Source organism: Telluria antibiotica (assembly GCF_011682055.1).
Lineage (GTDB): Bacteria > Pseudomonadota > Gammaproteobacteria > Burkholderiales > Burkholderiaceae_D > Telluria > Telluria antibiotica.
In genome coordinates this window covers 18,871-45,251 of the sequence record NZ_JAAQOM010000016.1, presented here as the reverse complement: position 1 = coordinate 45,251, position 26,381 = coordinate 18,871, and the positions used below count along the sequence as shown (strand labels likewise).

26 protein-coding genes are annotated in these 26,381 nt (G+C 65.4%); 16 read left to right on the top strand and 10 right to left on the bottom strand.

What is annotated here, in order from left to right; genetic code table 11:
* Positions 1-28: 28 nt before the first annotated feature.
* Entirely contained in the window at positions 29-2,260 is a 2,232-nt protein-coding gene (locus HAV22_RS23625) for a TonB-dependent receptor (protein WP_166862414.1), read from the bottom strand.
* Here HAV22_RS23625 and HAV22_RS23620 point away from each other — a divergent pair.
* The 5 genes from HAV22_RS23620 to HAV22_RS23600 all read left to right on the top strand — a co-directional run bounded on the left by HAV22_RS23620 (position 2,259) and on the right by HAV22_RS23600 (position 6,965).
* Positions 2,259-2,453 carry a hypothetical protein gene (locus HAV22_RS23620; protein ID WP_166862412.1) on the top strand — a complete coding sequence of 65 codons (195 nt, stop codon included), beginning with the start codon at positions 2,259-2,261 and terminating at the stop codon, positions 2,451-2,453. The two genes, HAV22_RS23625 and HAV22_RS23620, sit on opposite strands and share 2 nt — an antisense overlap.
* The gene (gene argC / locus HAV22_RS23615; protein WP_166862410.1) at positions 2,450-3,487 is read left to right on the top strand and encodes an N-acetyl-gamma-glutamyl-phosphate reductase; all 1,038 of its coding nucleotides are present in this window, start codon (positions 2,450-2,452) and stop codon (positions 3,485-3,487) included. The genes HAV22_RS23620 and argC overlap by 4 nt, the downstream gene beginning before the upstream one ends.
* A 128-nt stretch (positions 3,488-3,615) precedes the next feature.
* Positions 3,616-4,032 (top strand): bactofilin family protein, encoded by a 417-nt coding sequence (locus HAV22_RS23610; protein WP_166862408.1) that lies wholly within the window; start codon positions 3,616-3,618, stop codon positions 4,030-4,032.
* A 54-nt stretch (positions 4,033-4,086) separates the two neighbouring features.
* Entirely contained in the window at positions 4,087-4,458 is a 372-nt protein-coding gene (gene erpA / locus HAV22_RS23605; RefSeq protein ID WP_166862406.1) for an iron-sulfur cluster insertion protein ErpA, read from the top strand.
* A 263-nt stretch (positions 4,459-4,721) separates the two neighbouring features.
* Positions 4,722-6,965: a beta-glucosidase gene (locus HAV22_RS23600; RefSeq protein WP_208296346.1), complete on the top strand. Its 2,244-nt coding sequence runs from the start codon at positions 4,722-4,724 to the stop codon at positions 6,963-6,965.
* Between the two features lie 189 nt (positions 6,966-7,154).
* Here the strand turns inward: HAV22_RS23600 and HAV22_RS23595 are convergent, their stop codons facing one another.
* The 3 genes from HAV22_RS23595 to HAV22_RS23585 form a co-directional block, all read right to left on the bottom strand.
* A complete protein-coding gene (locus HAV22_RS23595; protein WP_166862404.1) occupies positions 7,155-8,057 on the bottom strand; it encodes a DUF2145 domain-containing protein in 903 nt (300 codons plus the stop codon).
* A complete protein-coding gene (locus tag HAV22_RS23590; protein WP_166862402.1) occupies positions 8,057-8,524 on the bottom strand; it encodes a hypothetical protein in 468 nt (155 codons plus the stop codon). The genes HAV22_RS23595 and HAV22_RS23590 overlap by 1 nt, the downstream gene beginning before the upstream one ends.
* Before the next feature lie 101 nt (positions 8,525-8,625).
* Entirely contained in the window at positions 8,626-9,261 is a 636-nt protein-coding gene (locus HAV22_RS23585) for an NAD(P)H-dependent oxidoreductase (RefSeq protein WP_166862400.1), read from the bottom strand.
* Between the two features lie 97 nt (positions 9,262-9,358).
* Between HAV22_RS23585 and HAV22_RS23580 the strand changes: the two genes are divergently transcribed.
* Positions 9,359-10,276: a LysR family transcriptional regulator gene (locus tag HAV22_RS23580; protein WP_166862398.1), complete on the top strand. Its 918-nt coding sequence runs from the start codon at positions 9,359-9,361 to the stop codon at positions 10,274-10,276.
* Between the two features lie 18 nt (positions 10,277-10,294).
* Here HAV22_RS23580 and HAV22_RS23575 read toward each other — a convergent pair whose 3' ends face one another.
* On the bottom strand, positions 10,295-11,386 hold the full coding sequence (locus HAV22_RS23575; protein WP_166862396.1) for an anhydro-N-acetylmuramic acid kinase: 1,092 nt from the start codon (positions 11,384-11,386) through the stop codon (positions 10,295-10,297).
* A 75-nt stretch (positions 11,387-11,461) separates the two neighbouring features.
* Positions 11,462-12,820, bottom strand: a complete 1,359-nt coding sequence (locus HAV22_RS23570; protein ID WP_166862394.1) for a peptidoglycan DD-metalloendopeptidase family protein — start codon at positions 12,818-12,820, stop codon at positions 11,462-11,464.
* Between the two features lie 160 nt (positions 12,821-12,980).
* Between HAV22_RS23570 and tyrS the strand changes: the two genes are divergently transcribed.
* The 10 genes from tyrS to ruvB all read left to right on the top strand — a co-directional run bounded on the left by tyrS (position 12,981) and on the right by ruvB (position 21,816).
* Positions 12,981-14,255 carry a tyrosine--tRNA ligase gene (gene tyrS / locus HAV22_RS23565; protein WP_166862392.1) on the top strand — a complete coding sequence of 425 codons (1,275 nt, stop codon included), beginning with the start codon at positions 12,981-12,983 and terminating at the stop codon, positions 14,253-14,255.
* Positions 14,252-14,710: a D-aminoacyl-tRNA deacylase gene (dtd, locus tag HAV22_RS23560; RefSeq protein WP_166862389.1), complete on the top strand. Its 459-nt coding sequence runs from the start codon at positions 14,252-14,254 to the stop codon at positions 14,708-14,710. The genes tyrS and dtd overlap by 4 nt, the downstream gene beginning before the upstream one ends.
* Positions 14,711-14,771: 61 nt before the next feature.
* Positions 14,772-15,446, top strand: a complete 675-nt coding sequence (locus tag HAV22_RS23555; RefSeq protein ID WP_166862387.1) for a YbhB/YbcL family Raf kinase inhibitor-like protein — start codon at positions 14,772-14,774, stop codon at positions 15,444-15,446.
* Positions 15,447-15,495: 49 nt separating this feature from the next.
* The gene (locus tag HAV22_RS23550; protein ID WP_166862385.1) at positions 15,496-16,164 is read left to right on the top strand and encodes a histidine phosphatase family protein; all 669 of its coding nucleotides are present in this window, start codon (positions 15,496-15,498) and stop codon (positions 16,162-16,164) included.
* A 130-nt stretch (positions 16,165-16,294) separates the two neighbouring features.
* Positions 16,295-17,317 (top strand): tRNA dihydrouridine synthase DusB, encoded by a 1,023-nt coding sequence (gene dusB / locus HAV22_RS23545; protein ID WP_166862383.1) that lies wholly within the window; start codon positions 16,295-16,297, stop codon positions 17,315-17,317.
* A gap of 77 nt (positions 17,318-17,394) precedes the next feature.
* A complete protein-coding gene (locus HAV22_RS23540; RefSeq protein ID WP_056447956.1) occupies positions 17,395-17,628 on the top strand; it encodes a helix-turn-helix domain-containing protein in 234 nt (77 codons plus the stop codon).
* Positions 17,629-17,723: 95 nt separating this feature from the next.
* Positions 17,724-19,310, top strand: a complete 1,587-nt coding sequence (gene purH / locus HAV22_RS23535) for a bifunctional phosphoribosylaminoimidazolecarboxamide formyltransferase/IMP cyclohydrolase (RefSeq protein ID WP_166862381.1) — start codon at positions 17,724-17,726, stop codon at positions 19,308-19,310.
* Between the two features lie 189 nt (positions 19,311-19,499).
* Positions 19,500-20,045 (top strand): crossover junction endodeoxyribonuclease RuvC, encoded by a 546-nt coding sequence (gene ruvC, locus HAV22_RS23530; RefSeq protein WP_166862379.1) that lies wholly within the window; start codon positions 19,500-19,502, stop codon positions 20,043-20,045.
* Between the two features lie 14 nt (positions 20,046-20,059).
* A complete protein-coding gene (gene ruvA / locus HAV22_RS23525) occupies positions 20,060-20,638 on the top strand; it encodes a Holliday junction branch migration protein RuvA (protein WP_166862377.1) in 579 nt (192 codons plus the stop codon).
* 110 nt (positions 20,639-20,748) lie between these two features.
* A complete protein-coding gene (ruvB, locus tag HAV22_RS23520) occupies positions 20,749-21,816 on the top strand; it encodes a Holliday junction branch migration DNA helicase RuvB (protein ID WP_166862376.1) in 1,068 nt (355 codons plus the stop codon).
* Between the two features lie 42 nt (positions 21,817-21,858).
* Here the strand turns inward: ruvB and HAV22_RS23515 are convergent, their stop codons facing one another.
* The 4 genes from HAV22_RS23515 to HAV22_RS23500 form a co-directional block, all read right to left on the bottom strand.
* Positions 21,859-22,266 (bottom strand): hypothetical protein, encoded by a 408-nt coding sequence (locus tag HAV22_RS23515; RefSeq protein WP_166862374.1) that lies wholly within the window; start codon positions 22,264-22,266, stop codon positions 21,859-21,861.
* 142 nt (positions 22,267-22,408) lie between these two features.
* Positions 22,409-22,858 (bottom strand): DUF2147 domain-containing protein, encoded by a 450-nt coding sequence (locus tag HAV22_RS23510; protein ID WP_166862372.1) that lies wholly within the window; start codon positions 22,856-22,858, stop codon positions 22,409-22,411.
* An 83-nt stretch (positions 22,859-22,941) separates the two neighbouring features.
* Positions 22,942-23,478 carry a DinB family protein gene (locus HAV22_RS23505; RefSeq protein WP_208296345.1) on the bottom strand — a complete coding sequence of 179 codons (537 nt, stop codon included), beginning with the start codon at positions 23,476-23,478 and terminating at the stop codon, positions 22,942-22,944.
* 69 nt (positions 23,479-23,547) lie between these two features.
* Complete coding sequence (locus tag HAV22_RS23500) at positions 23,548-26,346, bottom strand: valine--tRNA ligase (RefSeq protein ID WP_166862368.1); 2,799 nt, start codon at positions 26,344-26,346, stop codon at positions 23,548-23,550.
* Positions 26,347-26,381 lie beyond the last annotated feature (35 nt).

The following is a 26,381-nucleotide window of genomic DNA, read 5'->3' as shown; positions in this document are numbered from 1 at the left end:
TCGTGCTCTGACCCCGAATTGCGAATCGTCACAGCTTGCCGGTCAAGGTGACGAAGACCTGGCGCGGCGCGCCCGCCAGCAGGGTGGCGAAGGTGCCGTTCGGATCGCTCGCGGCGAAGCCGTTCGAGCCGATCGTGCTCAGGTATTTTTTGTCGAACAGATTGCTCACGTTGGCTTGCAAGGTCAGCTCCTTCAGCATGCCGAACGACTTCATGCGCCAACCTGCCGACAGGTTCGCCAGCCAGAACGACGGCACACCCGCGTCGTTCGTGTACGTGTAGTAACGCTTGTCCGTGTACTTGGCGCCCAGCCGCGCGAACCACGCACCGCCTTCGTACCCGAGTTCCGTCGCGAACATCGTGCGCGGCGTGTCTGTCACGCGTTTTCCGTAGATCTGCACGAGTTGGCCGTTGTCCGTGTAGTTCGATTTGTAACGCGAATCGTTGTACGTGAACGAGTTGAACCATGCCAGCTCGCGCGCGAATTTCCAGACGGCGATCGCTTCCACACCCTTCGTCTCGACCTTGCCCACGTTCACGAACGTGCTGGGGCAGCCGACGATGCCGGCGCAGGTGGCCACGCTCATCAGGCGGTCCTTGAAGTCGGCGTGATACACGGCCACAGAGCCTTGCAGCGCGTCCTGGCGGAAGCGCAGGCCGACGTCGGCCGTCGTCGACGTCTCCGGTTTCAGGTTCGGCGTGCCGAGATCGAATGCCTGCTGGGTCTGCGAGAACGGGCCCGACACGCCCGGTTGATACGCCCGCATATTGCGCGAGATCGAGGCAAACGCTTCCAGGCCATCGGACGCCTTGTAGTTCAGGCCGACCTGCGGCAGGAACGATTTCTCGGCCGTGATGTCGCCTTGCGCGCGCGCGCCCACGCGGTCGACGGCGTCGATGTGCACTTTCGGGCTCTTGAAGCCGGCGGACAAGGTCAGGCGGTCCCGCAGCGCGATCGTGTCCTGCACGTAGAACTGCGTCGTGGTCGTCGTGAAGTCCTGCTTGAAGCCCGTCGTCATCGGATTGTCGAGGAAGCGGTTCGTGTCCGCCGGGCCGTCGACCGCATAGAAATTGCGCGTCAGCGTGTGCAGGTTGCGCTCGGCCCAGAAGCCGGCCGCCACCGTATGGCCACTGCCTTCCCAGCGCCAGTCGGCCAGCACGCCGTCGCGGTTGATCTTGTATTCCGTCGTGCGGATCGAGATGGGCATCGTGGCCGACGTCGGCGTGTACGGCGTGTACCAGTGGCCCTGGCCTTCGTTCTCGTGATGGTAGACGGTGGTCTTCAGGCGCGCGGACGAGGTGAGCGCGACGTCGAGCGCGACGCCGCCCAGCCAGTCGCGGCGCAGGCCGCTGGCCTGGTAATACGCGTCGTCCATGTTGTTGACGCCGCCGCTGAACTGGCCCTTGGCCGCGTTCACGGCGCGCTGCCAGTCGGGCGCGTAATTGTCCCAGTCCATGCCGAGGCGGCGGATCATGTCCAGCGACAGATCCTGGTAATCGATCTCCACGCGCTTCGAATAATTCAGGAAGCCGGACAGCGTGTTGTCGCCGAAGTCGTGCACGAACTTGCTGTTGAACTGGTCCTGGTTCTGGTCGCCTTGCCCCTTCCACTTGTCCGCGCGCTGGCGCGTGCCGCTCAGGTAGAACTTGGTGCCGCCGTCGAAGCGGCCGCTGTCCACGCGTACGAACGTGCGCGATGTCGACTCGCTTCCGAACGTCTGGGTGAATGTGGCGCCCCGCGTCTCGGTCGGGTCGAGGGTGAAGAACTGGACCGTGCCGCCGAGGTTGCTCGTCGATGCCGTGCCCAGCGCGCCCGCGCCCTGCGACACTTCGATGCGCCCGAGGTTTTCCGCCGAGATCGCGCGGCTGATGTGGAGGCCATTGTTGTTGCCGTAGCTCATGTCGCCGAGCGGGATGCCGTCCAGGGTGAAGCCCAGCTGGCCCTGGCTGAAGCCGCGGATCGAGATGCGCGTCGACCATTCGTAGGCACCGAACGGATCGGCCGACTGGAAGCTGACGCCGGGCAGCTTGTCGAGCACTTTCAGCGGGCTCGTGCCGGGCACGGCCTCGGCCAGGTCGGCGCGGGTGATGTTTTGCACCTGGCGCGTCTGGCCCCGTCCCGTCACCTCGACGATCTGCATCGGTGCGGGCGCGCCTTCCGGGGCAGGGTCGGGGAGGGCGGGTTCGGCGGCACGGGCGGCGCATGCGGTCAGTTCGAGGGCAGCGAGCGCGATCAGCTTCAGGCGTAACGTCGTAGGCATGGATTTTCCAGAGGTTGTGATTGCAAACGTGCAACAGTGGCAAAAAGCCATGCGGATGGTAAGTAACGGTTATGACGGCCTGATGACGGCCGTCCGCCGCGTCCATGCGGCCATGCAGCAGACGCCGTGGCACCCTGCTAAAATTGCGGGCTCGTACGGAACGTATCTATTTATCAAGGGGAAACAGACATGATCAAAGTTGGCATCGTTGGCGGCACCGGTTACACGGGCGTGGAATTGCTGCGCCTGCTCGCAGCCCATCCCGAGGCACAGCTGACCGCGATCACGTCGCGCAAGGAAGACGGCCTGCCCGTCGCCGACATGTTTCCCTCGCTGCGCGGTCACGTCGACATCGCGTTCTCGAGCCCGGACAAGGCCGACCTGAAGCAGTGCGACGTCGTGTTCTTCGCGACCCCGCACGGCGTCGCCATGGCCCAGGCGCCCGAGCTGATCGCCGCAGGTGTGAAGGTGATCGACCTGGCGGCCGATTTCCGCCTGAAAGACCAGGCCACGTTCGAGAAGTGGTACAAGATCCCGCACAGCGCGCCCGACCTGCTGGAAGAGGCCGTGTATGGCCTGCCCGAGCTGAACCGCGACGACATCAAAAAGGCGCGCCTGATCGCCAACCCGGGCTGCTATCCGACCACGATGCAGCTGGGCTTCTATCCGCTGCTGAAAGCGGGCATCATTGACGCCGGCAACCTGATCGCGGACGCCAAGTCGGGCGTGTCCGGCGCGGGCCGCAAGGCCGAGATCGGTACGCTGTTCTCGGAATCCAGCGACAACTTCAAGGCCTATGGCGTGCACGGCCACCGTCACACGCCGGAAACGTCGGCCCAGCTGCAGCGCTACACGGACCAGAAGGTCGGCCTCATCTTCACGCCGCACCTCGTGCCGATGATCCGCGGCATGCATTCCACGTTGTACGCACGCCTGACGCAGGACATCACGAACGAAGCGCTGCAGGCGCTGTTCGAAGAGCAGTACAAGGACGCGGAATTCGTCGACGTGATGCCGTTCGGCTCGCATCCGGAAACCCGGTCGACGCGCGGCTCGAACATGCTGCGCATCGCGCTGCACCGTCCGGACAACGGCAACACGGTCGTCATCCTCGTCGTGCAGGACAACCTCGTGAAGGGCGCGTCCGGCCAGGCCGTGCAGTGCATGAACCTCATGTTCGGCCTGCCGGAAAGCATGGGCCTGAAGCAGATCGCGCTGCTGCCGTAATGCGTCGCGGCCCGGCGGGGCCGCGTCTTCTGGCAAGGCTTGGTCACAAGACACAGATCAAGGCGACCTGTGTTGGCGACGGTACATTGACCGTTGGACAGAACCAACGCCTAGCACAGGGGACAATCATGTTCGGTCGTAACGCAAAAAGCGAAATCGATAGCCTGATCGGCATTTCCGCACGCATCGAGGGGGATCTCGTGTTCACCGGCGGGCTGCGCATCGACGGCGAGGTCCACGGCAACGTGGTCGCCGCGGACGGCAACGACAGCGTGCTGATCGTCTCCGAGCACGCGCGCATCGAGGGCGAGGTGCGCTGCGCCAACCTGGTCGTCAATGGCTACATCGCGGGGACCGTTTATTCGTCCGACCTCCTTGAATTGCAGCCGAAAGGCCGCATACATGGGGATGTCCATTACCGCCTGCTGGAAATGCACGGCGGCGCCCTCGTCACCGGCAAGCTGACGCACGAGCCGGACCTGGCCATGAGCGCCCCCGAACCCGTGTTTCACCTTGGCGTGGCGGCCGAAGGGGCTTCAGCATGACTGGCGCCAACGGTCTATAATGGACGAAATCCGAATCCAATCAGGAGTTTATCCATGAATGCAGTCGCCGAAGTGCAAAACGCACAAGACACGATCCCCGCGCCCATCAACTTCACCGACAGCGCTGCTCAGAAAGTTGCCCAGCTGATCGAGGAAGAAGGCAATCCTGACCTGAAACTGCGCGTGTTCGTGCAGGGCGGCGGTTGCTCGGGCTTCCAGTACGGCTTCACCTTCGACGAGATCGTGAACGAAGACGACACGACGATGGAAAAGAACGGCGTCATGCTGCTGATCGACTCGATGAGCTACCAGTACCTGGTCGGCGCCGAGATCGACTACAAGGACGACCTCGAAGGCGCCCAGTTCGTCATCAAGAACCCGAATGCCCAGTCGACCTGCGGCTGCGGTTCCTCGTTCTCGATGTAAGCCACGCGCGTACCGAATGTGAAAAGCCGCCCCGGCATGCCGGGGCGGCTTTTTTTTGCCTTCGCTAACAATGGCTAACAAGCAATTTCGCGTAGTACACTGAGGCGCTGCAGGCATGTCCGCCAAGCGCGGATGTGGTAGCAACGAGACATAAATACAGGCAAGGGACAAAAGGGATCACGTCACAGGCCTGATAATGTTATCGCTATCATTTCCGGGTCGGCCTACGCCATCGCCGGACCCGACATAACGAGGAGACAAGCATGACGAAGCAAGCACGAAAGCAGACTGCACTCGCGGTCCTGCTGGCCTGCGCCGCGATGGGCGCGCACGCGCAGGAGCGCGCCTGGCTCGACAAATCGAAGTCCGCCGACGAGCGCGCCCGCGCCGCCGTCGCCGCGATGACGCTCGACGAAAAACTGCAGCTGATCGTCAGCTACACGGACAAGAAAGACGTGGCGAAGCAGCCGGACGACATCATCCCGCCGGCGCTCAAGGCCGATATCGCGGCACACCACATCGAGGGCTCGGCCGGCTATGTGCCGGGCATTCCGCGCCTCGGCATCCCGGCGCAATGGCAGACCGACGCATCGATCGGCGTGCGCGTGACGGGCATGGAGCGCACGGCGCTGCCATCGTCGCTGGCGACGGCGGCCAGCTTCGATCCGGCCGTGTCGGAAGCGGGCGGCCGCATGATTGCCGACGAGGCGCGCGCATCCGGCTTCAACACCTTCCTGGCCGGCGGCGCGAACCTGGCACGCGAGCCGCGCAACGGCCGCAACTTCGAATACGTGGGCGAGGATCCGCTGCTGGCAGGGCGCATGGCGGCAGGCCTCGTGAACGGCATCCAGTCGCGCCACATGGTGTCGACGATGAAGCACTTCGCCGTCAACGACCAGGAAAGCCAGCGCACGACGGTCGACGTCACCATCTCGCCCGAAGCGATGCGCCAGTCGGACCTGCTCGCGTTCGAGATCCTCGACGAACTCGCGAAGCCGGGTTCCGTCATGTGCTCGTACAACCTCGTGAATGGCCGCTGGGCGTGCGAGAACGAATACCTGCTGAACAAGACGCTGAAGCAGGACTGGAAATTCAAGGGCTATGTGATGGCCGACTGGGGCGCCGTGCACTCGACGGCGGACGCCGCGAACTTCGGCCTCGACCAGTTCACGGGCTATCCGTGCTGCAACCACCACGGCCCGTTCTACTCGGCCAAGAATTTCAAGGAGGCGATGAACAAGGGTGAAGTCTCCATGCACCGCCTGGACGACATGGCGCAGCGCATCCTGTGGCCGCTGTTCCAGACAGGTGCGTTCGATGATCCGCCCAAGGTGGGCAAAATAGACTTCGCCGCCCACGCCGCCGTGGCGCAGCGCGCCGCCGAGGAATCCCTGGTGCTGCTGAAGAACGAGAACAACCTGCTGCCGCTGGCGAACGCGAAGTCGCTCGCCGTCATCGGCGGCCACGCGGACAAGGGCGTGCTGGCGGGCGGCGGCTCGTCCGGCGTGACACCCGTCGGCGGCAATGCCGTACCCGACCTCGCGCCGAAGTCGTGGCCGGGGCCTGTCGTCTACATGCCGTCGTCGCCGCTCGCCGCGCTGAAGACGGAGCTGCCGAAGGCGAAGATAGCGTATGCGAGCGGCGCGGACATCGACGCGGCCATCGCGCTGGCGAAGCAGTCCGACGTGGCCGTCGTGTTCGTGACGCAGTGGCTCGGCGAGGGCTTCGACGGCAAGCTGGAACTGGACGGCAACCAGGATGCGCTCGTCGCGGCCGTCGCGCGCGCGAACCCGAAGACGGTCGTTGTCGTGGAATCGGGCGGTGCGATCCTGATGCCGTGGCTCGCGCACGTGCCCGCGGTGCTGGAAGCGTTCTATCCCGGCATGCGCGGCGGCGAGGCGATCGCGCGCATCCTGACGGGTAAAGTGAATCCGTCCGGCCACCTGCCGATCAGCTTCCCCGCATCGAACGCGCAGCTGGCGCACGCGGAGATTCCCGGCTTCGGCAAGCCGGACGGCATCCCCGTCCACATCACGTACGACGAAGGCGCCGCGATCGGCTACAAGTGGTACGACGCGAAAGGGGTTAAACCGTTATTCGCGTTCGGCCACGGCCTCAGTTACACGCGCTTCGCCGTCGCCGAGCCGAAGGCGAGCGTGGCCGACGGCCGGCTCACCGTCAGTGCCGCGCTGCGCAATACGGGCAAGCTGGCCGGCAAGGGCGTCGTGCAGGTGTACGTGGCGCCAGCCGACGTGAAGGCGTCCGGCTGGGAAGCACCGAAGCGCCTCGTCGCGTTCCACAAGCTCGACCTGCAGCCGGGAGGTTCACACGCGTTCACGCAGGCCGTCGATCCGCGCCTGCTGGCCACCTACGAGGTCGCGGACGACAGCTGGCACGTGCGCGCCGGCACGTATCGCGTGCTGTTCGGTCAGGCGGCGGACGATCTGCCCGTGTCCGTGGAGGTGACCTTGCCCGACATGACGTGGAGCGCCGTCCACAAGGAGTGAGCGGATGCCGGCGGCTCGCAAACGTCCGCTCGCCCTACGAAGGTGCGTGATCTGGCTGATGTGTCGTCATTGCGTAGGGTGGGCGCCCCGTGCCCACGCGGACGGCAGCGAATGGCAAGCGTCCGCGTGGGCGGGGGGCCGCCCACCCTACGAAGGTGCCTAATCTGGCGGCGTCGGCGCGACCCGCCGTCAGGGCGCCAGCGCGATTACGTCGTCGCCCGGCAGCGGCTCGCACTGCGCGCCCAGCGGTTCCCAGCCGCGGTGCACGACGATGCGGTGTTCGTCGTGGCACAGCTCCACGCGGCGCGTCTGCGGGGAGGCCTTGTGCACGAAGTCCTCGATCGTCGTCGGCACGCTGATGTGCAGCGCCAGCGCGTACACGTCGTCGAGCGGATGGTCGTTCACGTGCACGAGGGGCACGAACTGGCCGGCGAACACCATCCAATGCGACGGGATGCGGACGGGCGTGGCCGCATAGCCTTGCGCGCGCAGCCACGCCTGCGCGCGGGCGCGGGCGGGATCGGCCGGGTCGAGGTGTCCCCACGCGAACGCGATCAGCTCCGCCACCCACTGGTTGCAGTTCTGGTAGCGCGTGCCGAAAGCGTACGCGTTCGCGCTGTACTGGTCGCCCAGCAGCGCGAGGGCAAGCGGCTTGTCGAGCGCGGCCCGTTCGAGCTGCGCGCCTTGTTCGGTCGACGGGAACAGCAGCGTCACGTGGCCGCTCCCCGGCGTGTCGGCGCCCAGCACGAAGCCGGACATGCCCTGGTCGAACAGGCGCGGACGCGCTTCGTCGCAGGCGTAGTACAGCTGGCGCACGGCCCATGGCCCGCCGGGATTGTCCTTCAGGGCGATGCCGGCGTGCGAGTACAGCAGGTCGAAGCGGGAGAGATCGAGCCCGGCGCGCGCCACGAGCGCGACCTTGCCGCCGGAGCGTGCCAGTTCATCCTTGACGGCGGCCGCGAAGCGCAGCACGCGGTCCTGCTCGGCGGCCGTGACCTGGTGCGGGCGCTCGCAGAACGTCGGGATGCCGGCCCACGCGCCCGGGCTCAGGCAGGACAGCAACGCGGCCCCGAAGAGCCGGCGGAACAGCATCAGATCGTGACCTTGCGCGACGCAAGCTCGCGGTACCAGTCGTCCTGCAGCGCGAGGAAGAACGCCTTCTTCGTGTCGCCGTACGCGAATTCGTAGCCGTACACCCGCTCGTTCACCTGCACGACTTCATCCTTGGCGATACGGCGGTCGGCCAGCGCGCGGTCGGGGACGTCGACCCAGAACTCGGTGGCGGCATCGCCCGCGACGGCGCGCAGGGTGACGCGCGTGGTGTCCGCCTTGGCCGGCGCCTGGGCGATGTCGATCACGCGGTACGGGCCCGTCGTCACGCGGCGGCGGTCGCCGCTCGAGCTGTTGCTGGAGCCCCCGATCGAATCGGAGATGCTGGCCGACGAGGCCGAGCCGGCGCTGGATGCGGACGACGCGACGCTGTCGGCGTGGGCGGGCAGGGTGCAGGCGGCGGCTGCCAGCGCGAGGGCGACGGCGCGGGTAAAGGTCGTGAAGGTCATTGCGGCATCTTTCTTAAGCGTAGTGGATGACGCAATGGTACAAGTGTAGCGCGCCGCTGAGAAGGCGCGCGTGGTTTTGCCGCCAACCGCGCTTGCCGCGGTCAGTTCACTTCGGTGACGAACTGCTCGAGCGGGCGCCGCACCTTCGGCAGGTTGACGAGCCAGTCCTGATCGGCCTGGCGGTAGCCCAGCGGCAGCATGACGACGCTGCGCAGGTGCTGTTCGCGCAGGTTCAGGATGGCGTCGACGGCGGCCGGGTCGAAGCCTTCCATCGGCGTCGCGTCGACTTGCTCGAACGCCGCCGCGATCACGGCCGCGCCGAAGCCGATGTAAGCCTGGCGGGCGGCATGCTCGAAGTTCACCTGCGCGCCGCGGCCCGGATAGGTCGACAGCAGTTGCTGGCGGTAGGCTTCCCACCCTTCGTTGCGAAAGCCGCGCACTTCATTGGTCAGGTCGAACATGTGATTGATGCGTTCGGGCGTGTAGTCGTCCCAGGCGGCGAATACCAGCAGGTGCGACGCATCCGTGACCTGCGCCTGGTTCCACGCCACTTCGCGGATTTGCGCGCGCAGCGCAGGATTTTTCACGACCAGGATCTCGTACGGCTGCAGGCCGGACGACGTCGGCGCGAGGCGGGCGGCTTCGATGATGCGGTCGACCTTGTCCTGTGCGACCGGGCGGGTCGGATCCATTGCCTTGGTGGCGTAGCGCCATTGCAGTTTATTGAGTAATTCCACGGGGTACCTTATGAATGATGAATCCCTGCATTGTATTTGCTCCTCACCGTGCAATAAACTAGGTGCTCAGCAAATCATTTGTTCGTGAAAGGTGAAGATGGCACGCAAATTCGATCACTTGTCGGATGTCGAGGTATTGCTCAGCGTGATCGAACATGGGTCGTTCAGCGCGGCGGCCGTGGTGCTGTCGACGACGGCTTCCGTGCTGAGCCGCGCCATCTCGCGGCTCGAACACCGCCTGGGTGCTCAACTGCTACGGCGCAGTACGCGCAGCCTGAGCCTCACCGACGCCGGCCGCCGCTACGCCGACGAGGTGCGCGCCGCGTTCGCCCAGATCGAGCAGGCGGAGCGCACGATCCGCAGCACGACGGTGCAATTGAGCGGCAAAGTGCGCATGAGCGTGCCCACGAGCTACGGCCAGCAACGCCTGCCGCCGCTGCTGGCCGCCTATGCGCGCACCTTTCCGCTGGTCGAGCTCGAGGTGGACATCAGCAACCGCAACGTCGATTTGGTCGCGGAAGGGTTCGACCTCGCCATCCGGTCCGGCCCGATCCCGAGCAGCAGCATGGTGGCGCGTCCGCTCGAGGTATCGCCGCTGTGCCTCGTCGCCGCGCCGGATTACCTTGAGGCGGCGGGACCGCTGGGCGGCCTGGCCGACCTGGCGCGCCAGCGCTGCATCGCGTTCATCCGTCCCAGTACGGGCCGCGTGATTCCCTGGCATTTGCGCGATGACGGGCGCGACATCGACTGGATGCCCCCGGCGGCCGTCACCGTGGCGACCGATGTCATGGGCGTCGTGTGGCTGGCGGAGCAGGGAATGGGCATCGCGCTGTGCCCGCGCCTGTTCGTCGAGGAGAGCCTGGCCGCCGGCCGCCTGGCCGAGGTGTTGCCCGGCCTGGGCGGGCGTACGCGCACGTTTTCCCTGGTTTACCCGGCGCACCGGAGCCTGTCGGCCGCGTCGCGCGCGCTGATCGACATGCTGGTGGCGGGCCACGCCCAGGCAGGCGCCGCCTGACGGTTCAGGCGGGGCGGATCAAGCCGGATAAAGCGCGCCGAGGATGCGCGTTCCGGCGGCGCCGGTCACCGCGGGCAGGTTGCCCGGCTGGCGCCGCAGGAAGCGGTAGCCCAGCCACGCGAACGCGAGGGCTTCCACACGATTCGGCGCGACGCCCAGCGTGTCCGTCGATGCGACCGGCGTCCGTCCGCCCAGGGCATCGGCGAGGTCGCGCAGCAGCACGCCATTGTACGCACCGCCGCCGCATACGTAGACCGCCTGCGGGCTCGCTTCCGCCTGGATCGCGCGCGCGATCGACACGGCCGTCAGCCGCGTCAACGTCGCCTGCACGTCGGCCGGGGACACGCCGGGCCGCTGCGCCAGCTTCCTGGCCAGCCAGTCCGCGTGGAACAGGTCGCGGCCCGTGCTCTTGGGCGGCGGCTGGCGGAAATAGGCCTCGTCCAGCAGCAGGTCGAGCAGCGCCGGGTCGACCGTGCCCGTCGCGGCCCAGGCGCCGTCCTGGTCGTACGGCAAGCCGTTGTGGCGCGCGATCCACAAGTCCATCAGCACGTTGCCGGGGCCCGTGTCGTAGCCCGTCACGCGGCCGTCGCCGTGCAGCACGCTGATGTTGCCGATGCCGCCGATGTTGACGACGACGCGCACCTGCCCCCGCTTGCCGAAGCGCGCCTCATGGAACGCGGGCACGAGCGGGGCGCCCTGGCCGCCGGCGGCGACGTCGCGGCTGCGGAAGTCCGCAATGACGTCAATGCCGGTGAGCTCGGCCAGCAGGGCGGGGTTGTTGGTCTGGCGCGTAAAGCCCAGTTCGGGGCGGTGGCGGATCGTCTGCCCGTGCACGGCGATGGCACGCAAGGGGCCCGGCGCGTTCGCGGCCAGCGCCTGCACGCACTCGGCGTAGCAGCGCGCCAGCGCGTTCGCGGCCAGCGCCTCGCGTTCCAGTTCGTTGGCGCTGGCGGCCTGCAGGGCCATCAGCTCGGCGCGCAACTCGGCGGGGAACGGCGTGAACGCGGCGTCCAGGGTGCGCATGCCGCGTCCGGAAAAATCGGCCAGCACGCCGTCGACGCCGTCCAGGCTCGTGCCGGACATCAAGCCAATGTAAAGAGTCGATGCCATGTCGGTTCCAGTCCTAAAAAGCAAAACGCCTTGCCGGCATGCCGTGCAAGGCGTTCATCTACCGAAGCTGACGGATCAGCGTGCGGCCATCGCGTTGCCTGCCGGCGACAGCAGCGAGAAGCGGTGCGACATCTCGGCGGCCGCCATCTTGAAGCGGTTCATCTCGCCCGGCGTCAGCGGCTGCTGCTGCAGGTTCTTCAGCGCCATCGGGTCGGTGGCGTGGCCGCCGATGCGGAATTCGTAGTGCAGGTGCGGGCCCGTTGCCCAGCCCGTCGCGCCGACGTAGCCGATCACGTCGCCTTGCGCCACTTTCTGGCCGCGGCGCAGGCCGCCGGCGAAGCGGCTCATGTGGCCGTACGCGGTGCTGTAGTTGGACCAGTGCTTGAGCACGACGACGTTGCCGTAGCCGTTCTGCGTGCCGACGAAGTCGACGACGCCATCGCCCGACGCCTTGATCGGGGTGCCCAGCGGTGCCGCGAAGTCGACGCCTTCATGCTTCTTCCAGACGCCGAACACGGGGTGCACGCGCATCGAGAAGCCCGACGAGATGCGGTTGAACGCCACCGGCGACTTCAGGAACGCCTTCTTCAGCGCCTTGCCGTCCAGGCTGTAGTAGCCGCCCTGGTGGCTGATGGGGTCTTCGTACCAGACGGACTGGTAAGCCACGCCGCGGTTGACGAATTCGCCGGCCAGGATGCGGCCCGTGCGTACCATCTCGCCGTCCAGCCAATAGGTTTCGTAGACGACGTTGAAACGGTCGCCGCGCTTCAGGTCGCCGCGGAAGTCGATGCTCGTCGAGAACATCTCGACGATCTGGTTGACGATGGAATCGGGGATCTGGCCGCCGTCGCTGGTGTCGTCGGTGGCTGCGTACAGCGAGCTCGTGATGTTGCGCGAGTGCATCTCGACACGGCGCTCGAGCTTGGCCGGGGCCGCGTTCGACACGAATTTATCGCCCTTGCGGGTGACGGTGATGGTCTTGAACTCGTCCTTGTCGGCGATCGTCGCGTGCAGGCTCAGCAGCTGGCCGTTCTCGTCCGTCTCGGCCTGGATGCGCTTGCCCGTCTTGAGCGAGAGGATGGAGCGGGCGACCTTGTCGTTGCGGACGAAGGCTTGCGCCTGCTGGTCTGCGATGCCCAGGCGGTTGAACACGGCGCCCAGCGAGTCGCCAGGGCGGATGCGTTCTTCGTGGATGAATTGCTGCTGGTCTTGCTGGAGGGCCGCGATCTGGTCTGCCAGGTTCGGCAGTTGCAGGTCTTGAGCAACGGACTTGACCGGCATGTCGCTGGCGTCCGGCGCGATCGGCGCGACGGCGGTGGCGCCGAATGCGCACAGTGCCAGGGCTGCGGTACCGCCGGCGACGATGCGGGTTTTGCGGCTCGTTTCAGCCAGGCCAAACCAGCGCTTGCCGGTGATTTTCTGTAATGGGTTCATGCAATCAGTTAAAATTTACCGCTTGAACAGCCCAAGACTATTTGTGGTTTTTATTAGTGTTGTCGTTGAAACTTTTCGTGCGGCAAGATTGACGGGATCGCGAATTATATCAAAATACCGGGTCTTACAACCGCTTTAGTCCTTTTCCTACAAAATTTTTATGACTTCTCCAGAAATTTCTGGTAATGCAAAAACAGCAACACCAGCAGCCGGCCCGGCACTCCTCCCTCTGAGCGACGCCGTCCAGGAAGCCCTCGCCATCACGAAACGCGGTGTGGACGAGCTGCTGATCGAAAGCGAATTTGCCCAGAAACTGGCGCGTTCCGAACAGAGCGGCACGCCGCTGCGCATCAAGCTGGGCCTGGACCCGACGGCGCCCGACCTGCACCTGGGGCACACCGTCGTCCTGAACAAGCTGCGCCAGCTGCAGGACCTGGGCCACCAGGTGATCTTCCTCATCGGCGACTTCACGTCGATGATCGGCGACCCGTCGGGCCGCAACGCCACCCGTCCGCCGCTGACCCGCGAACAGATCGAAGCGAACGCGACGACTTACTTCAAGCAGGCGTCGCTCGTGCTCGACCCGGCACGCACGGAAATCCGCTACAACTCCGAGTGGTGCGACGCGCTGGGCGCCCGCGGCATGATCCAGCTGGCCTCGCGCTACACGGTGGCCCGCATGATGGAGCGCGACGACTTCACCAAGCGCTACAAGAGTGGGACCCCGATCTCGGTGCATGAGTTCCTTTATCCTTTGATGCAGGGCTACGATTCCGTCGCTTTGAAAGCAGACCTTGAGCTGGGTGGAACGGACCAGAAATTCAACCTGCTGGTCGGCCGCGAACTGCAAAAGGACTACGGGCAAGAGCCGCAGTGCATCCTGACGATGCCGCTGCTGGAAGGCCTGGACGGCGTCGAGAAGATGTCGAAGTCCAAGAACAACTACATCGGCATCACGGAACCGGCGAACACGATGTTCGGCAAGCTGATGAGCATCTCGGACGTCATGATGTGGAAGTATTACGAGCTGCTGTCGTTCCGCTCGATCCAGGACCTGGCCGCGTTGAAGGCGGAGGTGGAAGGCGGCCGCAACCCGCGCGACGCGAAGGTTGCGCTGGCCCAGGAAATCGTCGCCCGCTTCCACTCGCAGCAGGCGGCCGAGGATGCGCTGGCCGATTTCGTCAACCGTTCCAAGGGCGGCATCCCGGACGACGTGCCGGAAGTGGCCGTGTCCGGCGCGCCGCTGGGCCTGCCGCAACTGCTGCGCCAGGCCGGCCTGTGCGCATCCAGCTCGGAAGCCATGCGCATGGTCGACCAGGGCGGCGTGCGCATCGACGGTATCGTCGTGTCCGACAAGGCGCTGCAGATCCAGGCCGGCACGTTCGTGTTGCAAGTGGGCAAGCGCAAGTTCGCCCGCATCACGCTTTCCGCATGATTGGCCTGCTGCAGCGGGTCAGCGAGGCCAGCGTGACGGTCGACGGCGAAGTCGTCGGTTGCATCGGCCGCGGGTTGATGGTGCTCGTGTGTGCGGAAAAGGGCGACACGGAACGGGAAGCCGACGCGCTGCTCGCGAAGCTCTTGACCTACCGCGTGTTTTCCGACGACGCCGGCAAGATGAACCGCAGCGTGACGGACGTGGCGGGCGGCCTGCTGCTCGTACCGCAGTTCACCTTGGCGGCCGACACGCGGTCCGGCACCCGGCCGTCGTTCTCGCCGGCCGCCGCGCCCGACGACGGGCGCCGGCTGTTCGACCATGTCGTGCGCCAGGCGCGCGAACGTCACGGTATCGTCGAAACGGGTCGTTTCGGCGCCGACATGCAGGTGGCGCTGACCAACGACGGACCGGTCACATTCTGGCTTCGTATTGATCCACCCCGTATTGCAGCGTGAAACGCGAAACCGTGCGCCGCAGCGGCAGTCTTACGGGTAGTGGATGGCAGGGAGAGACGACATGAAGATCTGGAGCGATTCCTTTATCGAGGGCGACATGATTCCGCCCAGGTGCGCGTTCGCCGAGATGGATCCCGGCAGCCACATCAAGCTGTCGAGCAACCGCAGCCCGCACATCGCATGGGACGACGTGCCGGCCGGCACGCAGTCGCTCGTGCTGTTCATGCACGACCTCGACGTCCCGTCCGACGGCAGCGACGTCAACCAGGAAGGGCGGACAGTGCCCGACGCGCTGCCGCGCACGGATTTCTATCACTGGACGCTCGTCGACATCCCCGTCTGCCTGAAGTCTTTCGCCGAGGGCAAGTTTTCCGATATGGTCACGCCGGGCGGCAAGAACGGTCCGCTCGTGCCGTTCACGATCAAGAACGGTACCGAGCACCAGTTGCGCCACGGCATCAACGACTACACGGGCTGGTTCGCGAACGATCCCGACATGGCCGGCGAATACTATGGCTACGACGGCCCGTGCCCACCGTGGAACGACGAGCGCGTGCATACTTACATCTTCACGCTGTACGCCCTCGACATTCCCCGGCTGCCGCTGGAAGGCCGCTTCACCGGCAAGGAAGCGCGCCTGGCCATCACGGGGCACATCCTGGACGAGGCGAAGATCTTCGGCGTGTACACGCTCAATCCCGACGTGGCGGGCAATCTGATCGGTCAGCCATCCTGACCGGTTTATCTTATACCGACCGCTCCGTACGCCGGGGCGGCGCATCCGCATGACGACAACGAACGCAGCCCCCACCGACATCCTTTTGATCCGCCACGGCGAGACGGCGTGGAACGCCGAACGCCGCCTGCAAGGCCACCTGGACATTCCGCTGAACGACGAGGGCGAACGCCAGGCCGCGCTGCTGGCCGGTGCGCTGGCGGCGGAACCCATCGACGTGCTCGTCGCGAGCGATCTGAAACGGGCGCGCCAGACCGCGCAGGCTGTGGCCGACCGGCGCGGCCTGGCGCTGGCGATCGAGCCGGCGCTGCGCGAGCGCGGCTATGGCGGCTTCGAGGGCTTGCTGTACAGCGAGATCGAGCAGCGCTTCCCGCGCGAGTTCGCCGCATGGCAGGCGCGCGACGTCGACGCCCAGCTGCCGCCAGGCCGCAACGTGGGTGAGAGCTTCCGCGCTTTCTTCGACCGCGCCACGGGCGCCATCCTTGCGCTGGCGGCGGCCCACCCGGGCCAGACGATCGCGCTCGTCGCGCATGGCGGCGTGCTCGAATGCGCGTACCGGCTGGCGTTGGGGCTGCCGCTGGAAACGCCGCGCGACTTCAAGGTCTACAACGCGAGCGTCAACCGTTTCCGCTTCGATCCCGCCACCCGGACGCTCGCGTTGCGCAGCTGGGGCGAGGTCGACCATTTGCGTCCGGCCGTGCTGGACGAACTGCCTTGACGGCATGCTGGTGGAATTGGCAAGCGTTTTCTGGCGCGTGCGCAACAATTAAGTAAAAAAATCTGCTGATAAATTGAGCAGCGCTTCGGGTAAAATAGCGAGTTCCCGACGCTTCCCATGATTTTCTGCCGTGCAAATTGGTCCATATACGCTGCGCAATAATGTCTTCGTCGCCCCGATGGCCGGGGTGACCGACCGTCCGTTCCGCCAGCTGTGCAAGAAGCTGGGCGCCGGCTACGCGGTGTCGGAGATGGCGGCGTCGAATCCGCGCCTGTGGGCCAGCGAAAAGAGTTCGCGGCGCACCGACCACGCGGGCGAGATGGAGCCGAAAGCCGTGCAGATCGCGGGCGCCGACCCGCATGACCTGGCCGAATGCGCAAAGTTCAACGTCGAGCGGGGCGCCCAGATCATCGACATCAACATGGGCTGCCCCGTCAAGAAGGTGTGCAACAACTGGTGCGGCTCGGCCCTGCTGCAGCACGAGGACCTCGTCCAGCGCATCCTGGATGCCGTCGTGAACGCCGTCGACGTGCCCGTCACCCTGAAATTCCGCACCGGCTGGGACCGCCAAAACAAGAACGCGCTGACGATCGCCCGCATGGCCGAGGACGCCGGTATCGCCATGCTGACCCTGCACGGCCGCACCCGCGCGGACGGCTACAAGGGCGACGCGGAGTACGACACCATCGCGGCCGTCAAGGCGGCCGTGAACATCCCCGTCGTGGCCAACGGCGACATCACGACGCCCGACAAGGCGAAGTTCGTGCTGGACTATACGGGCGCCGACGCCGTGATGATCGGCCGCGCCGCCCAGGGCCGTCCGTGGATCTGTCGCGAAATCGATTACTACCTGCGCACGGGCGAGTACCTGCCGGCGCCGCTCGTCGACGAGGTGCGCGCGCTGATGAACGAACACCTGCCGGCCCACTATGCGTTCTACGGCGAATACCTGGGCGTGCGCACGGCGCGCAAGCACATCGGCTGGTACGTCGAAGACTTGCCGGGAGGCGAGGAATTCCGCCAGCGCATGAACCGACTGGAATCGACGGCCGAACAATTGGCGGCGGTCGATGAGTTTTTTAAATCACAACATCGGTACGGCGAGCGGTTACAATACCGGCCCGCGCATGCCGATACCGCGATTGCCGCCTAAAAGATAGTCAAAATAACAAGAACGTCGGAGACAAACGCTGCCATAAGCAGCATTTAACCAGGATGAAGCTGTAAACCATGAGCAAAGAAAGTATCCAGGAAGTCGTTCAGAAAAGCCTCGAAGACTATTTCAACGACCTGGGCGAGCAAAAACCGTCGAACATCTACGACATGATGCTGCTGACCGTCGAAAAGCCGATCCTGCAAGTGGTGATGACGCGGGCGGAAGGCAATCAGTCGCATGCGGCCCAGATGCTGGGCATTAATCGAAATACATTGCGCAAGAAGTTGCAGGAGCACGGGCTGCTGTAAGCCACCGGCGGAGGGGCCGGGGCGTGCAGGTGTGCGTCGGGCCCTTTGTCCGGCGCGCGCGAGCCCGTCCAGATTTTTTTCAACAGGCCACTCCCATGATCAAACAAGCACTCATCTCCGTTTCCGATAAAACCGGCGTCCTCGATTTCGCGCGCGCGCTGTCCGCCCTCGGCGTGAACATCCTGTCCACCGGCGGCACCGCCAAACTGCTGCAGGACAATGGCGTGCCGGTCACTGAAGTCGCCGACTACACGGGCTTCCCGGAAATGCTCGATGGCCGCGTCAAGACGCTGCATCCGAAAGTGCACGGCGGCATCCTGGCCCGCCGCGATTTTCCGGAGCACGTCGCCAAGCTGGAAGAGCACGGCATCCCGGAGATCGACATGGTGGTGGTGAACCTGTATCCGTTCCAGGCGACCGTGGCCAAGGAGCAATGCTCGCTGGAAGACGCGATCGAGAACATCGACATCGGCGGCCCGACCATGCTGCGCTCGGCGGCGAAGAACCACCGCGACGTCGTCGTCATCGTCGACCCGGCCGACTACGGCCTGGTGCTGGCGGAGATGAAAGGCACCGGTGAGACGGCCGGCAGCATTGGTTACGACACGAAATTCCGCCTGGCCAAGAAAGTCTTCGCGCACACGGCGCAGTACGATGCCGCCATCACGAACTACCTGACGAGCCTCGGCCCGGACAAGGACCACACGAACCGCGCCGCCTATCCGCAGACGCTGAACCTGCACTTCGAAAAAGTCCAGGACATGCGCTACGGCGAAAACCCGCACCAGACGGCCGCGTTCTACCGCGACCTCGTGCCGGCCGCCGGCAGCCTGGCGAACTACCGCCAACTGCAGGGCAAGGAACTGTCGTACAACAATATCGCTGACGCGGATGCCGCATGGGAATGCGTCAAGTCGATGAAAGGTTTTAACATGCCGGCCGGCTGCGTGATCATCAAGCACGCGAACCCGTGCGGCGTGGCGATCGGCGCCGACGCGCTGGATGCCTACCAGCGCGCCCTGAAGACGGACCCGACGTCGGCCTTCGGCGGCATCATCGCCTTCAACGTGCCGGTCGACGGCCCGGCCGCGGAAGCCATCGCCAAGCTGTTCGTGGAAGTGCTGATCGCGCCGGCGTTCACGGCGGAAGCCCTGCAGATCATGTCCGCGAAGCAGAACGTGCGCCTGCTGGAAATCGCCCTCGGCGACGGTCAGAACGTCTACGACGTCAAGCGCGTCGGCGGCGGCCTGCTCGTGCAATCGCCGGATGCGAAGGACGTCGGCCTCGGCGACCTGCGCGTCGTGACGAAGATGCAGCCGACCCAGCAGCAGCTGCAAGACCTGATGTTCGCATGGCGCGTCGCGAAGTACGTGAAATCGAACGCGATCGTGTTCTGTGCCGGCGGCATGACCCTGGGCGTCGGCGCCGGCCAGATGAGCCGCATCGATTCCGCACGCATCGCGTCGATCAAGGCGCAGAACGCCGGCCTGTCGCTGGTCGGCTCGGCCGTGGCGTCCGATGCGTTTTTCCCGTTCCGCGACGGCCTCGACGTTGTCGTCGACGCGGGCGCGACCTGCGTCATCCATCCGGGTGGCTCGATGCGCGACCAGGAAGTGATTGATGCCGCGGATGAACGCGGCGTGGTCATGCTCTATACTGGTACGCGTCACTTCCGCCATTAATCGGCGCGCGTTCGCGTTTCGTCGACGTTCGCGTGGGCTCGGGGAGCCCACCCTACGGCCCGTGAACAATCGTAGGGTGGGCACTCCGTGCCCACCATGCGTGTCAGCGACGTGGTGACTTTGCCATCGACCTGTGTTTTTGCACAGTATTTTCCCCCTGAAACACCCGCGCCGGTATAACATTCGATAATGATTATTCTCGGCATCGACCCGGGCCTGCGCACGACAGGGTTCGGGGTCATTGAAAAGCAAGGCAACCGGTTGCGCTACATCGCGTCCGGCACCATCAAGACGGGCAGCGAGGGTGCGTTGCCGCCGCGGCTGAAAGTCATTCTGACGGGCGTCAGCGAAATCGTCGCCACCTACCGGCCGGCCTGCGCTGCGATCGAAAAAGTCTTCGTCAACGTCAACCCGCAATCCACGTTGCTGCTCGGCCAGGCGCGCGGCGCCGCGATCACGGCACTCGTCGGCGCCGACCTCGACGTGGCGGAATACACGCCCACGCAAGTCAAACAGGCCGTCGTCGGCACGGGCAAGGCCGTCAAGGCGCAGGTGCAGGACATGGTCGCGCGCCTCCTGAAGCTGCCAGGCCTGCCGGGCTCGGATGCGGCCGATGCGCTCGGCATTGCCATCTGCCATGCCAACAGCCATGATGCGTTGGCATTGATGGGCGCGCTCGCGCCGGCCAATCCGAAGAAGCCGACGCTGCACATGAAGCGCGGCCGCCTCGTCTAATTTGAAAGGTCACCATGATCGGTCGTCTCTCCGGAGTCCTGCTGGAAAAGAACCCGCCCCAAGTGCTCGTCGATTGCCAGGGTGTCGGTTATGAAGTCGACGTGCCGATGAGCACGTTCTACAACCTGCCGCACACGGGCGAGCGCGTCACCTTGTTCACGCACTACGTCGTGCGCGAGGATGCGCATCTGCTGTTCGGCTTCGGGTCGGCGAACGAGCGCGCCGTGTTCCGCCAGCTGATCAAGATCACGGGCGTCGGCGCGCGCACGGCGTTGTCCATCCTGTCCGGCATGACGGTGAACGACCTTGCCCAGGCCGTGACGTTGCAGGAAGCGGGGCGCCTGATCAAGGTGCCGGGCATCGGCAAGAAGACGGCCGAGCGCCTGCTGCTGGAATTGAAGGGCAAGCTGGGCGCCGACATCGGCGTCGCGGCCGGTACGCCGCACGACGATGCGCAGGCAGACGTGCTCAATGCGCTGCTGGCTTTGGGGTATTCTGACAAGGAAGCCCTGATCGCGATCAAGAACATGCCGGCCGGGACCAGCGTATCCGACGGCATCAAGCTGGCGTTGAAGGCGCTCTCCAAAGCATGATTGTGCGGTTACGGTACGTCATGGTGGGCACAGGGTGCCCACCCTACGCATCGACACGTAGGGTGGGCTCCCAGAGCCCACCATGAACAGCCGCGATTTAAGATAACGTTATGAGCATCCAGACCGACAATTTCACCGAGCAGCGCATCATCGACGCCGCGCCCGCCTCGCCCAACGAGGAAGCGATCGAGCGCGCGCTGCGCCCCAAGCATCTGGACGAATACGTCGGCCAGGAAAAGATCCGCGACCAGCTCGAAATCTTCATCCACGCGGCCAGGAAGCGCCGCGAGGCGCTCGACCATACGCTGCTGTTCGGTCCGCCGGGCCTCGGCAAGACGACGCTCGCGCACATCATCGCGCGCGAAATGGGCGTCAATCTGCGCCAGACGTCCGGCCCCGTGCTGGAACGTCCCGGCGACCTCGCCGCGCTGCTGACGAACCTCGAGGCGAACGACGTATTGTTCATCGACGAGATCCATCGCCTGTCGCCGGTCGTCGAGGAGATCCTGTACCCGGCGCTGGAAGACTACCAGATCGACATCATGATCGGCGAAGGCCCGGCCGCGCGCTCCGTGAAGCTCGACCTGCAGCCGTTCACCCTCGTCGGCGCCACGACGCGCGCCGGGATGCTGACGAATCCGCTGCGCGACCGCTTTGGCATCGTCGCGCGGCTGGAGTTCTATAACGTCGACGAGCTGACGAAGATCGTCGCGCGCAGCGCCGCGCTGCTGGAGGCGCCGATCAACGAGGAGGGCGCGCGCGAAGTGGCCCAGCGCGCGCGCGGGACGCCCCGCATCGCCAACCGCCTGCTCCGCCGCGTGCGCGATTATGCGGAAGTGAAGGGCAACGGCGACATCACGAAGGACATGGCCGATCGCGCGCTGCGCATGCTGGACGTGGACACGGTCGGGTTCGACGTGATGGACAGGAAGCTGCTGGAAGCCGTGCTGTTCAAGTTCGCCGGCGGGCCGGTCGGCATCGGCAACCTGGCCGCCGCCATCGGCGAAGCGGCGGACACCATCGAGGACGTGCTGGAACCCTTCCTGATCCAGCAGGGCTATCTGCAGCGAACGCCGCGCGGGCGCATCGCGACGCCGCTCGCGTACCGCCATTTCGGCATCGCCGCGCCGCGCATCAGCCCGACCGGCGACTTGTGGGATAACCTGCCCCCCGTGTAGCGAAAAATGTGACGATGTGACCGGCCGTGGCGGCGGGCGCCGTCAGGGCAGCGCCGGTTCCTGGCGCTCGCGCTCGCGCATGGGGCGCTGGCGGCGCTCAGGCGTGGCGGGGAAGACGAAGCTGATGAACATCAGCACGGTCGCCGCGAGCAGCAGGCCGCCGCACCACAGCATTTCTTCTTCGCTGCTGGACCACAGGGCGACCAGGCTCAGCGCCGCGGGCAGCATCAGCAAGACGCCGCCCAGGATGCGCAGCGGGATGGAGCGGCGCATGCGCGGCGCCAGCAGGGCGATGTACAGGAAGCTGCCGGAAAGCAGGCAGATGCCGAACAGGGTGTAGAGCACGGGCCAGCCGGGCATGCCGGCGGTGCTGACGTCCGACAAGACGAGAGGCGGGATCATCGGGATGGCGATCGCGATGAAGAAGGAAAGCAACCGAAGGAAAATCATGTGAATGTCTCCTTGCGGTTCGAGTCAGCGTGTCGGAAGGTCATGCGACGCCATGTTGGATGGATGAACTTGTTCACCACGTTAGCATAACGCATCCAGTCATGGCGCGCACGACGCGCAAACATCGTATTTACAAATATCGCTATTCCTGGCGCAGCCAGACCTGCGAGCGGCCGAACATCGGCACGCCGACATAGCCGCGCACTTCGACCTTCTTGCCGCCGTCGTGGACGCTCAGTTTGCTCTTGTAGATCTTGCCGTTGTTCGGGTCGAGGATCTCGCCGTCCTTGTACTCGTCGCCATCCTTCTTGAGGCCGGACACGATCGTCATGCCAAGGATCGGCTGGTCCTTGCGTGCGTCGCTGCACAGCGTGCATTTCGGGTTCGGATCTTCGCCCGGCGCACGGAACAGCTGCTCGATCTTGCCCCGCAGTTCGCCGCGCTCTTCGGTGATGCGGATGAGGGCGCTCGGTTTCCCGGTTGTGTCGTCGATGGCTTTCCACAAGCCGACGGGCGAGGCGTCGCTGGCTTGGGCGAACGGGACGGCGAGGATGGCGAGCGCGAAGAGGGCGGCGGTGGTGACGAGTCGCATGGAGTCTCCTTGTTGGTTTATATGTCGGGGCTGCTCTGCCAGTGTAGCAAATCGCACGATCGTTCGGTAAGCCAAGGTATGGCTTATGAGGCCACGTCGGGCAGCAACAACAGGATGTCCGTCGGGCCCACGTCGACGCCCAGTTGCGAGAACAACGTCGTCGCCTGGCCCCGGTGGTGCGTCTGGTGGTTGAACACGTGCAGCAGGACGTCGCCCAGGCGCTTCGTGCTGGCGACGCCCTTCATCGACGTCCACGCGAGGGGGCCGTCCAGCTGGGCGGGTGTCACCTCGGCGCTGAAGGCGAGGATGGCCGCGTCCAGCTTCACGCGCAGCGCGTCCAGTTCGGGCAAGTCCGCGCACAGGCGCTGGTCCAGCGAGGCCGGCCGGGGCACGTCGTCCAGGCAGCGCAGCGACGCGAGGCCGGGCACGCCGGCGGCGATGCGCTTGAGCCAGATGACGTCCGCGATCACGAGGTGGCTCAAGGTGCCGAAGATCGAACCGAAGAACGCGCCCCGGTCTTCGTGGACGCGCTCCGCCGGCAGTGCGGCGGCCGCGGCGTACAGCTTGCGGTTCATCCATTCGTTGTACGTGGCAAGGTGGGCGATGTGGGAAGTCGTCATGCGTGTCATCCGATAAAAAAAACGCGCCGGAAGAAAGCCGGCGCGTCGTTCAGTACAGGGCGTAGGGCATCAGGCCGGCGGCAGCTTGGCGAACTGCTCGTTCAGCTTGGCCAGGGTGGCGCTGAAGTTGTCGAGGCGCTCGCGTTCCTGCGCGACCACGGCCGCGGGCGCGCGCGCGACGAAGCTTTCGCTGGACAGCTTGCCGTTGGCCTTGGCGATCTCGCCTTCGATGCGGGCGATCTCCTTCTTCAGGCGCTCGCGCTCGGCCGCGACGTCGATCTCCACCTTCAGCATCAGCTTCGTCGTGCCGACGATGGCGACGGCGGCCGGCGAATCGGGCAGCGCGTCGACGATCTGCACTTCCGACAGCTTGGCCAGCAGTGCGACGTACGGCGCGAAGCCGGCAGCACTCGCGCGGTCGGCGTCGTTCGCCGGCTCGACGATCAGCGGCACGCGCACGGACGGCGCCAGCTTCATTTCGCCGCGCAGGTTGCGGGTGGCGTCGGTGACCTTCTTGAACTGCTCCATCCAGGCTTCCGCATCCGCGTCGATCAGCGATTCGTCGGCGATCGGGTACGGCTGCAGCATGATGGTGTCGCCCGTCTTGCCGGCCAGCGGCGCGACGGCCTGCCACAGGGCTTCCGTGACGAACGGGATGATCGGATGCGCGAGGCGCAGCACGACTTCCAGCACGCGCAGCAGCGTGTGGCGGGTGGCGCGCTGCTGCGCTTCCGTACCCTGCTGGACCTGCACCTTCGCCAGTTCCAGGTACCAGTCGCAGTACTCGTCCCACACGAAGCTGTAGATGCTGTTCGCGATATTGTCGAAGCGGTAGTCCTCGAAGCCCTTCGCCACGTCCAGTTCGACGCGGTTCAGGCGCGAGATGATCCAGCGGTCGGCCGGCGAATAGTCGGCGGCGTTTGGCTTGCCGCAGTCTTTACCCTCCGTGTTCATCAGCACGAAGCGCGTGGCGTTCCACAGCTTGTTGCAGAAGTTGCGGTAGCCTTCGCAGCGGCCCAGGTCGAAGTTGATGTTGCGGCCCAGCGAGGCATAGCTCGCCATCGTGAAGCGCACGGCGTCCGTGCCGAATGCCGGAATCCCGTCCGGGAATTCCTTGCGCGTCGCCTTCTCGATCTTCGGCGCGCTGCGCGGGTCCATCAGGCCCGTCGTGCGCTTGGCGACGAGGGCGTCGATGCTGATGCCGTCGATCAGGTCGATCGGGTCGAGCGTGTTGCCCTTCGATTTCGACATCTTCTGGCCCGACGAATCGCGCACGAGGCCGTGCACGTACACGGTCTTGAACGGGACCTTGCCGGTGAAGTGCGCCGTCATCATGACCATGCGCGCGACCCAGAAGAAGATGATGTCGAAGCCGGTGACGAGCACGGAGGAGGGCAGGAACAGGTCCATGTCCTTCGTCTGTTCCGGCCAGCCGACCGTGGAGAACGGCACGAGCGCGGACGAGAACCACGTGTCCAGCACGTCGTCGTCGCGTTTCAGTTCGGCCGTGATGCCGGCCGCCTTGGCCTTCTGCTGCGCCTCTTCCTCGTTGCGGGCGACGACGACTTCGCCGTTCGGACCGTACCAGGCCGGGATGCGGTGGCCCCACCACAGCTGGCGCGAGATGCACCAGTCCTGGATGTTGTTCAGCCACTGGTTGTACGTGGTCGTCCAGTTCTCGGGGACGAACCTGATTTCGCCGCTCGCGACCTTTTCCAGCGCCACGTCGGTGATCGACTTGCCCGGATTGTGCGTGCCTTCCGGCGCCGGCTTGCTCATCGCGACGAACCACTGGTCCGTCAGCATCGGCTCGATGACGACGCCCGTGCGGTCGCCGCGCGGCACCATCAGCTTGTGCGGCTTGACCTGTTCCAGCAGGCCTTGCGCTTCCAGGTCGGCGACGATCTTCTTGCGCGCGACGAAGCGATCGAGGCCGCGGTAGGCTTCCGGCGCGTCGTCGACGATTTTCGCGTCGAGCGTCATGATGCTCGGCATGGCCAGGTTGTGGCGCTGGCCGACGGCGTAGTCATTGAAGTCGTGCGCCGGCGTGATCTTCACGCAGCCGGTGCCGAATGCTTTGTCCACATAGCTGTCGGCGATGATCGGGATCTCGCGGCCGACCAGCGGCAGCTTGAGCATCTTGCCGTGCAGGTGCGTGTAGCGTTCGTCGGTCGGATCGACGGCGACGGCGACGTCGCCCAGCATCGTCTCGGGACGCGTCGTCGCGACCGTCAGGTGGCCGCTGCCGTCCGCCAGCGGATACTGGATGTACCACATCGAGCCGTCTTCTTCCTGCGAGTCGACCTCGAGGTCGGAGACGGCGGTGCCCAGCACCGGGTCCCAGTTGACGAGGCGCTTGCCGCGGTAGATCAGGCCTTGTTCGAACAGGCGCACGAAGACTTCGGTGACGGTCTGGCTGCGCGGGTCGTCCATCGTGAAGTATTCGCGGGCCCAGTCGGCCGACGCGCCCAGGCGGCGCATCTGGCCCGTGATCGTGCTGCCCGATTTTTCCTTCCACTCCCACACCTTCTCGACGAACGCTTCGCGGCCGAGGTCGTGGCGCGAGATCTTCTGCGCGTCGAGCTGGCGCTCCACGACGATCTGCGTGGCGATGCCGGCGTGGTCGGTGCCCGGAATCCACGCGGTGTTGAAGCCACGCATGCGGTAGTAGCGGGTCAGGCCGTCCATGACCGTCTGGTTGAAGGCGTGCCCCATGTGCAGGGTGCCGGTCACGTTCGGCGGCGGCAGCTGGATGCTGAACGACGGCTTGCCGTCGTCCATGGAGGCGGCGAAGTAACCGCGCTGTTCCCATTCCGTGCGCCAGAATTGTTCGATGTCGGCTGGCTCGAAAGACTTGGCTAGTTCCATGATGTGGCTGTATAGGCTGGATTTGCGAAACGACC

Bases quoted from the DNA above. Each gene is read 5' to 3' on its own strand.
- HAV22_RS23540 (WP_056447956.1), top strand. From the start codon at position 17,395: ATGAGCAAAGAAAGTATCCAGGAAGTCGTTCAGAAAAGCCTCGAAGAC.
- ruvB (WP_166862376.1), top strand. From the start codon at position 20,749: ATGAGCATCCAGACCGACAATTTCACCGAGCAGCGCATCATCGACGCC.
- HAV22_RS23610 (WP_166862408.1), top strand. From the start codon at position 3,616: ATGTTCGGTCGTAACGCAAAAAGCGAAATCGATAGCCTGATCGGCATT.
- HAV22_RS23550 (WP_166862385.1), top strand. From the start codon at position 15,496: ATGACGACAACGAACGCAGCCCCCACCGACATCCTTTTGATCCGCCAC.
- HAV22_RS23600 (WP_208296346.1), top strand. From the start codon at position 4,722: ATGACGAAGCAAGCACGAAAGCAGACTGCACTCGCGGTCCTGCTGGCC.
- HAV22_RS23510 (WP_166862372.1), bottom strand. From the start codon at position 22,858: ATGCGACTCGTCACCACCGCCGCCCTCTTCGCGCTCGCCATCCTCGCC.
- HAV22_RS23570 (WP_166862394.1), bottom strand. From the start codon at position 12,820: ATGAACCCATTACAGAAAATCACCGGCAAGCGCTGGTTTGGCCTGGCT.
- purH (WP_166862381.1), top strand. From the start codon at position 17,724: ATGATCAAACAAGCACTCATCTCCGTTTCCGATAAAACCGGCGTCCTC.
- HAV22_RS23590 (WP_166862402.1), bottom strand. From the start codon at position 8,524: ATGACCTTCACGACCTTTACCCGCGCCGTCGCCCTCGCGCTGGCAGCC.
- HAV22_RS23625 (WP_166862414.1), bottom strand. From the start codon at position 2,260: ATGCCTACGACGTTACGCCTGAAGCTGATCGCGCTCGCTGCCCTCGAA.
- HAV22_RS23580 (WP_166862398.1), top strand. From the start codon at position 9,359: ATGGCACGCAAATTCGATCACTTGTCGGATGTCGAGGTATTGCTCAGC.
- HAV22_RS23505 (WP_208296345.1), bottom strand. From the start codon at position 23,478: ATGACGACTTCCCACATCGCCCACCTTGCCACGTACAACGAATGGATG.
- erpA (WP_166862406.1), top strand. From the start codon at position 4,087: ATGAATGCAGTCGCCGAAGTGCAAAACGCACAAGACACGATCCCCGCG.
- ruvC (WP_166862379.1), top strand. From the start codon at position 19,500: ATGATTATTCTCGGCATCGACCCGGGCCTGCGCACGACAGGGTTCGGG.
- argC (WP_166862410.1), top strand. From the start codon at position 2,450: ATGATCAAAGTTGGCATCGTTGGCGGCACCGGTTACACGGGCGTGGAA.
- tyrS (WP_166862392.1), top strand. From the start codon at position 12,981: ATGACTTCTCCAGAAATTTCTGGTAATGCAAAAACAGCAACACCAGCA.
- HAV22_RS23500 (WP_166862368.1), bottom strand. From the start codon at position 26,346: ATGGAACTAGCCAAGTCTTTCGAGCCAGCCGACATCGAACAATTCTGG.
- HAV22_RS23515 (WP_166862374.1), bottom strand. From the start codon at position 22,266: ATGATTTTCCTTCGGTTGCTTTCCTTCTTCATCGCGATCGCCATCCCG.
- dtd (WP_166862389.1), top strand. From the start codon at position 14,252: ATGATTGGCCTGCTGCAGCGGGTCAGCGAGGCCAGCGTGACGGTCGAC.
- HAV22_RS23575 (WP_166862396.1), bottom strand. From the start codon at position 11,386: ATGGCATCGACTCTTTACATTGGCTTGATGTCCGGCACGAGCCTGGAC.
- HAV22_RS23620 (WP_166862412.1), top strand. From the start codon at position 2,259: ATGGATTTTCCAGAGGTTGTGATTGCAAACGTGCAACAGTGGCAAAAA.
- HAV22_RS23555 (WP_166862387.1), top strand. From the start codon at position 14,772: ATGAAGATCTGGAGCGATTCCTTTATCGAGGGCGACATGATTCCGCCC.
- ruvA (WP_166862377.1), top strand. From the start codon at position 20,060: ATGATCGGTCGTCTCTCCGGAGTCCTGCTGGAAAAGAACCCGCCCCAA.
- HAV22_RS23595 (WP_166862404.1), bottom strand. From the start codon at position 8,057: ATGCTGTTCCGCCGGCTCTTCGGGGCCGCGTTGCTGTCCTGCCTGAGC.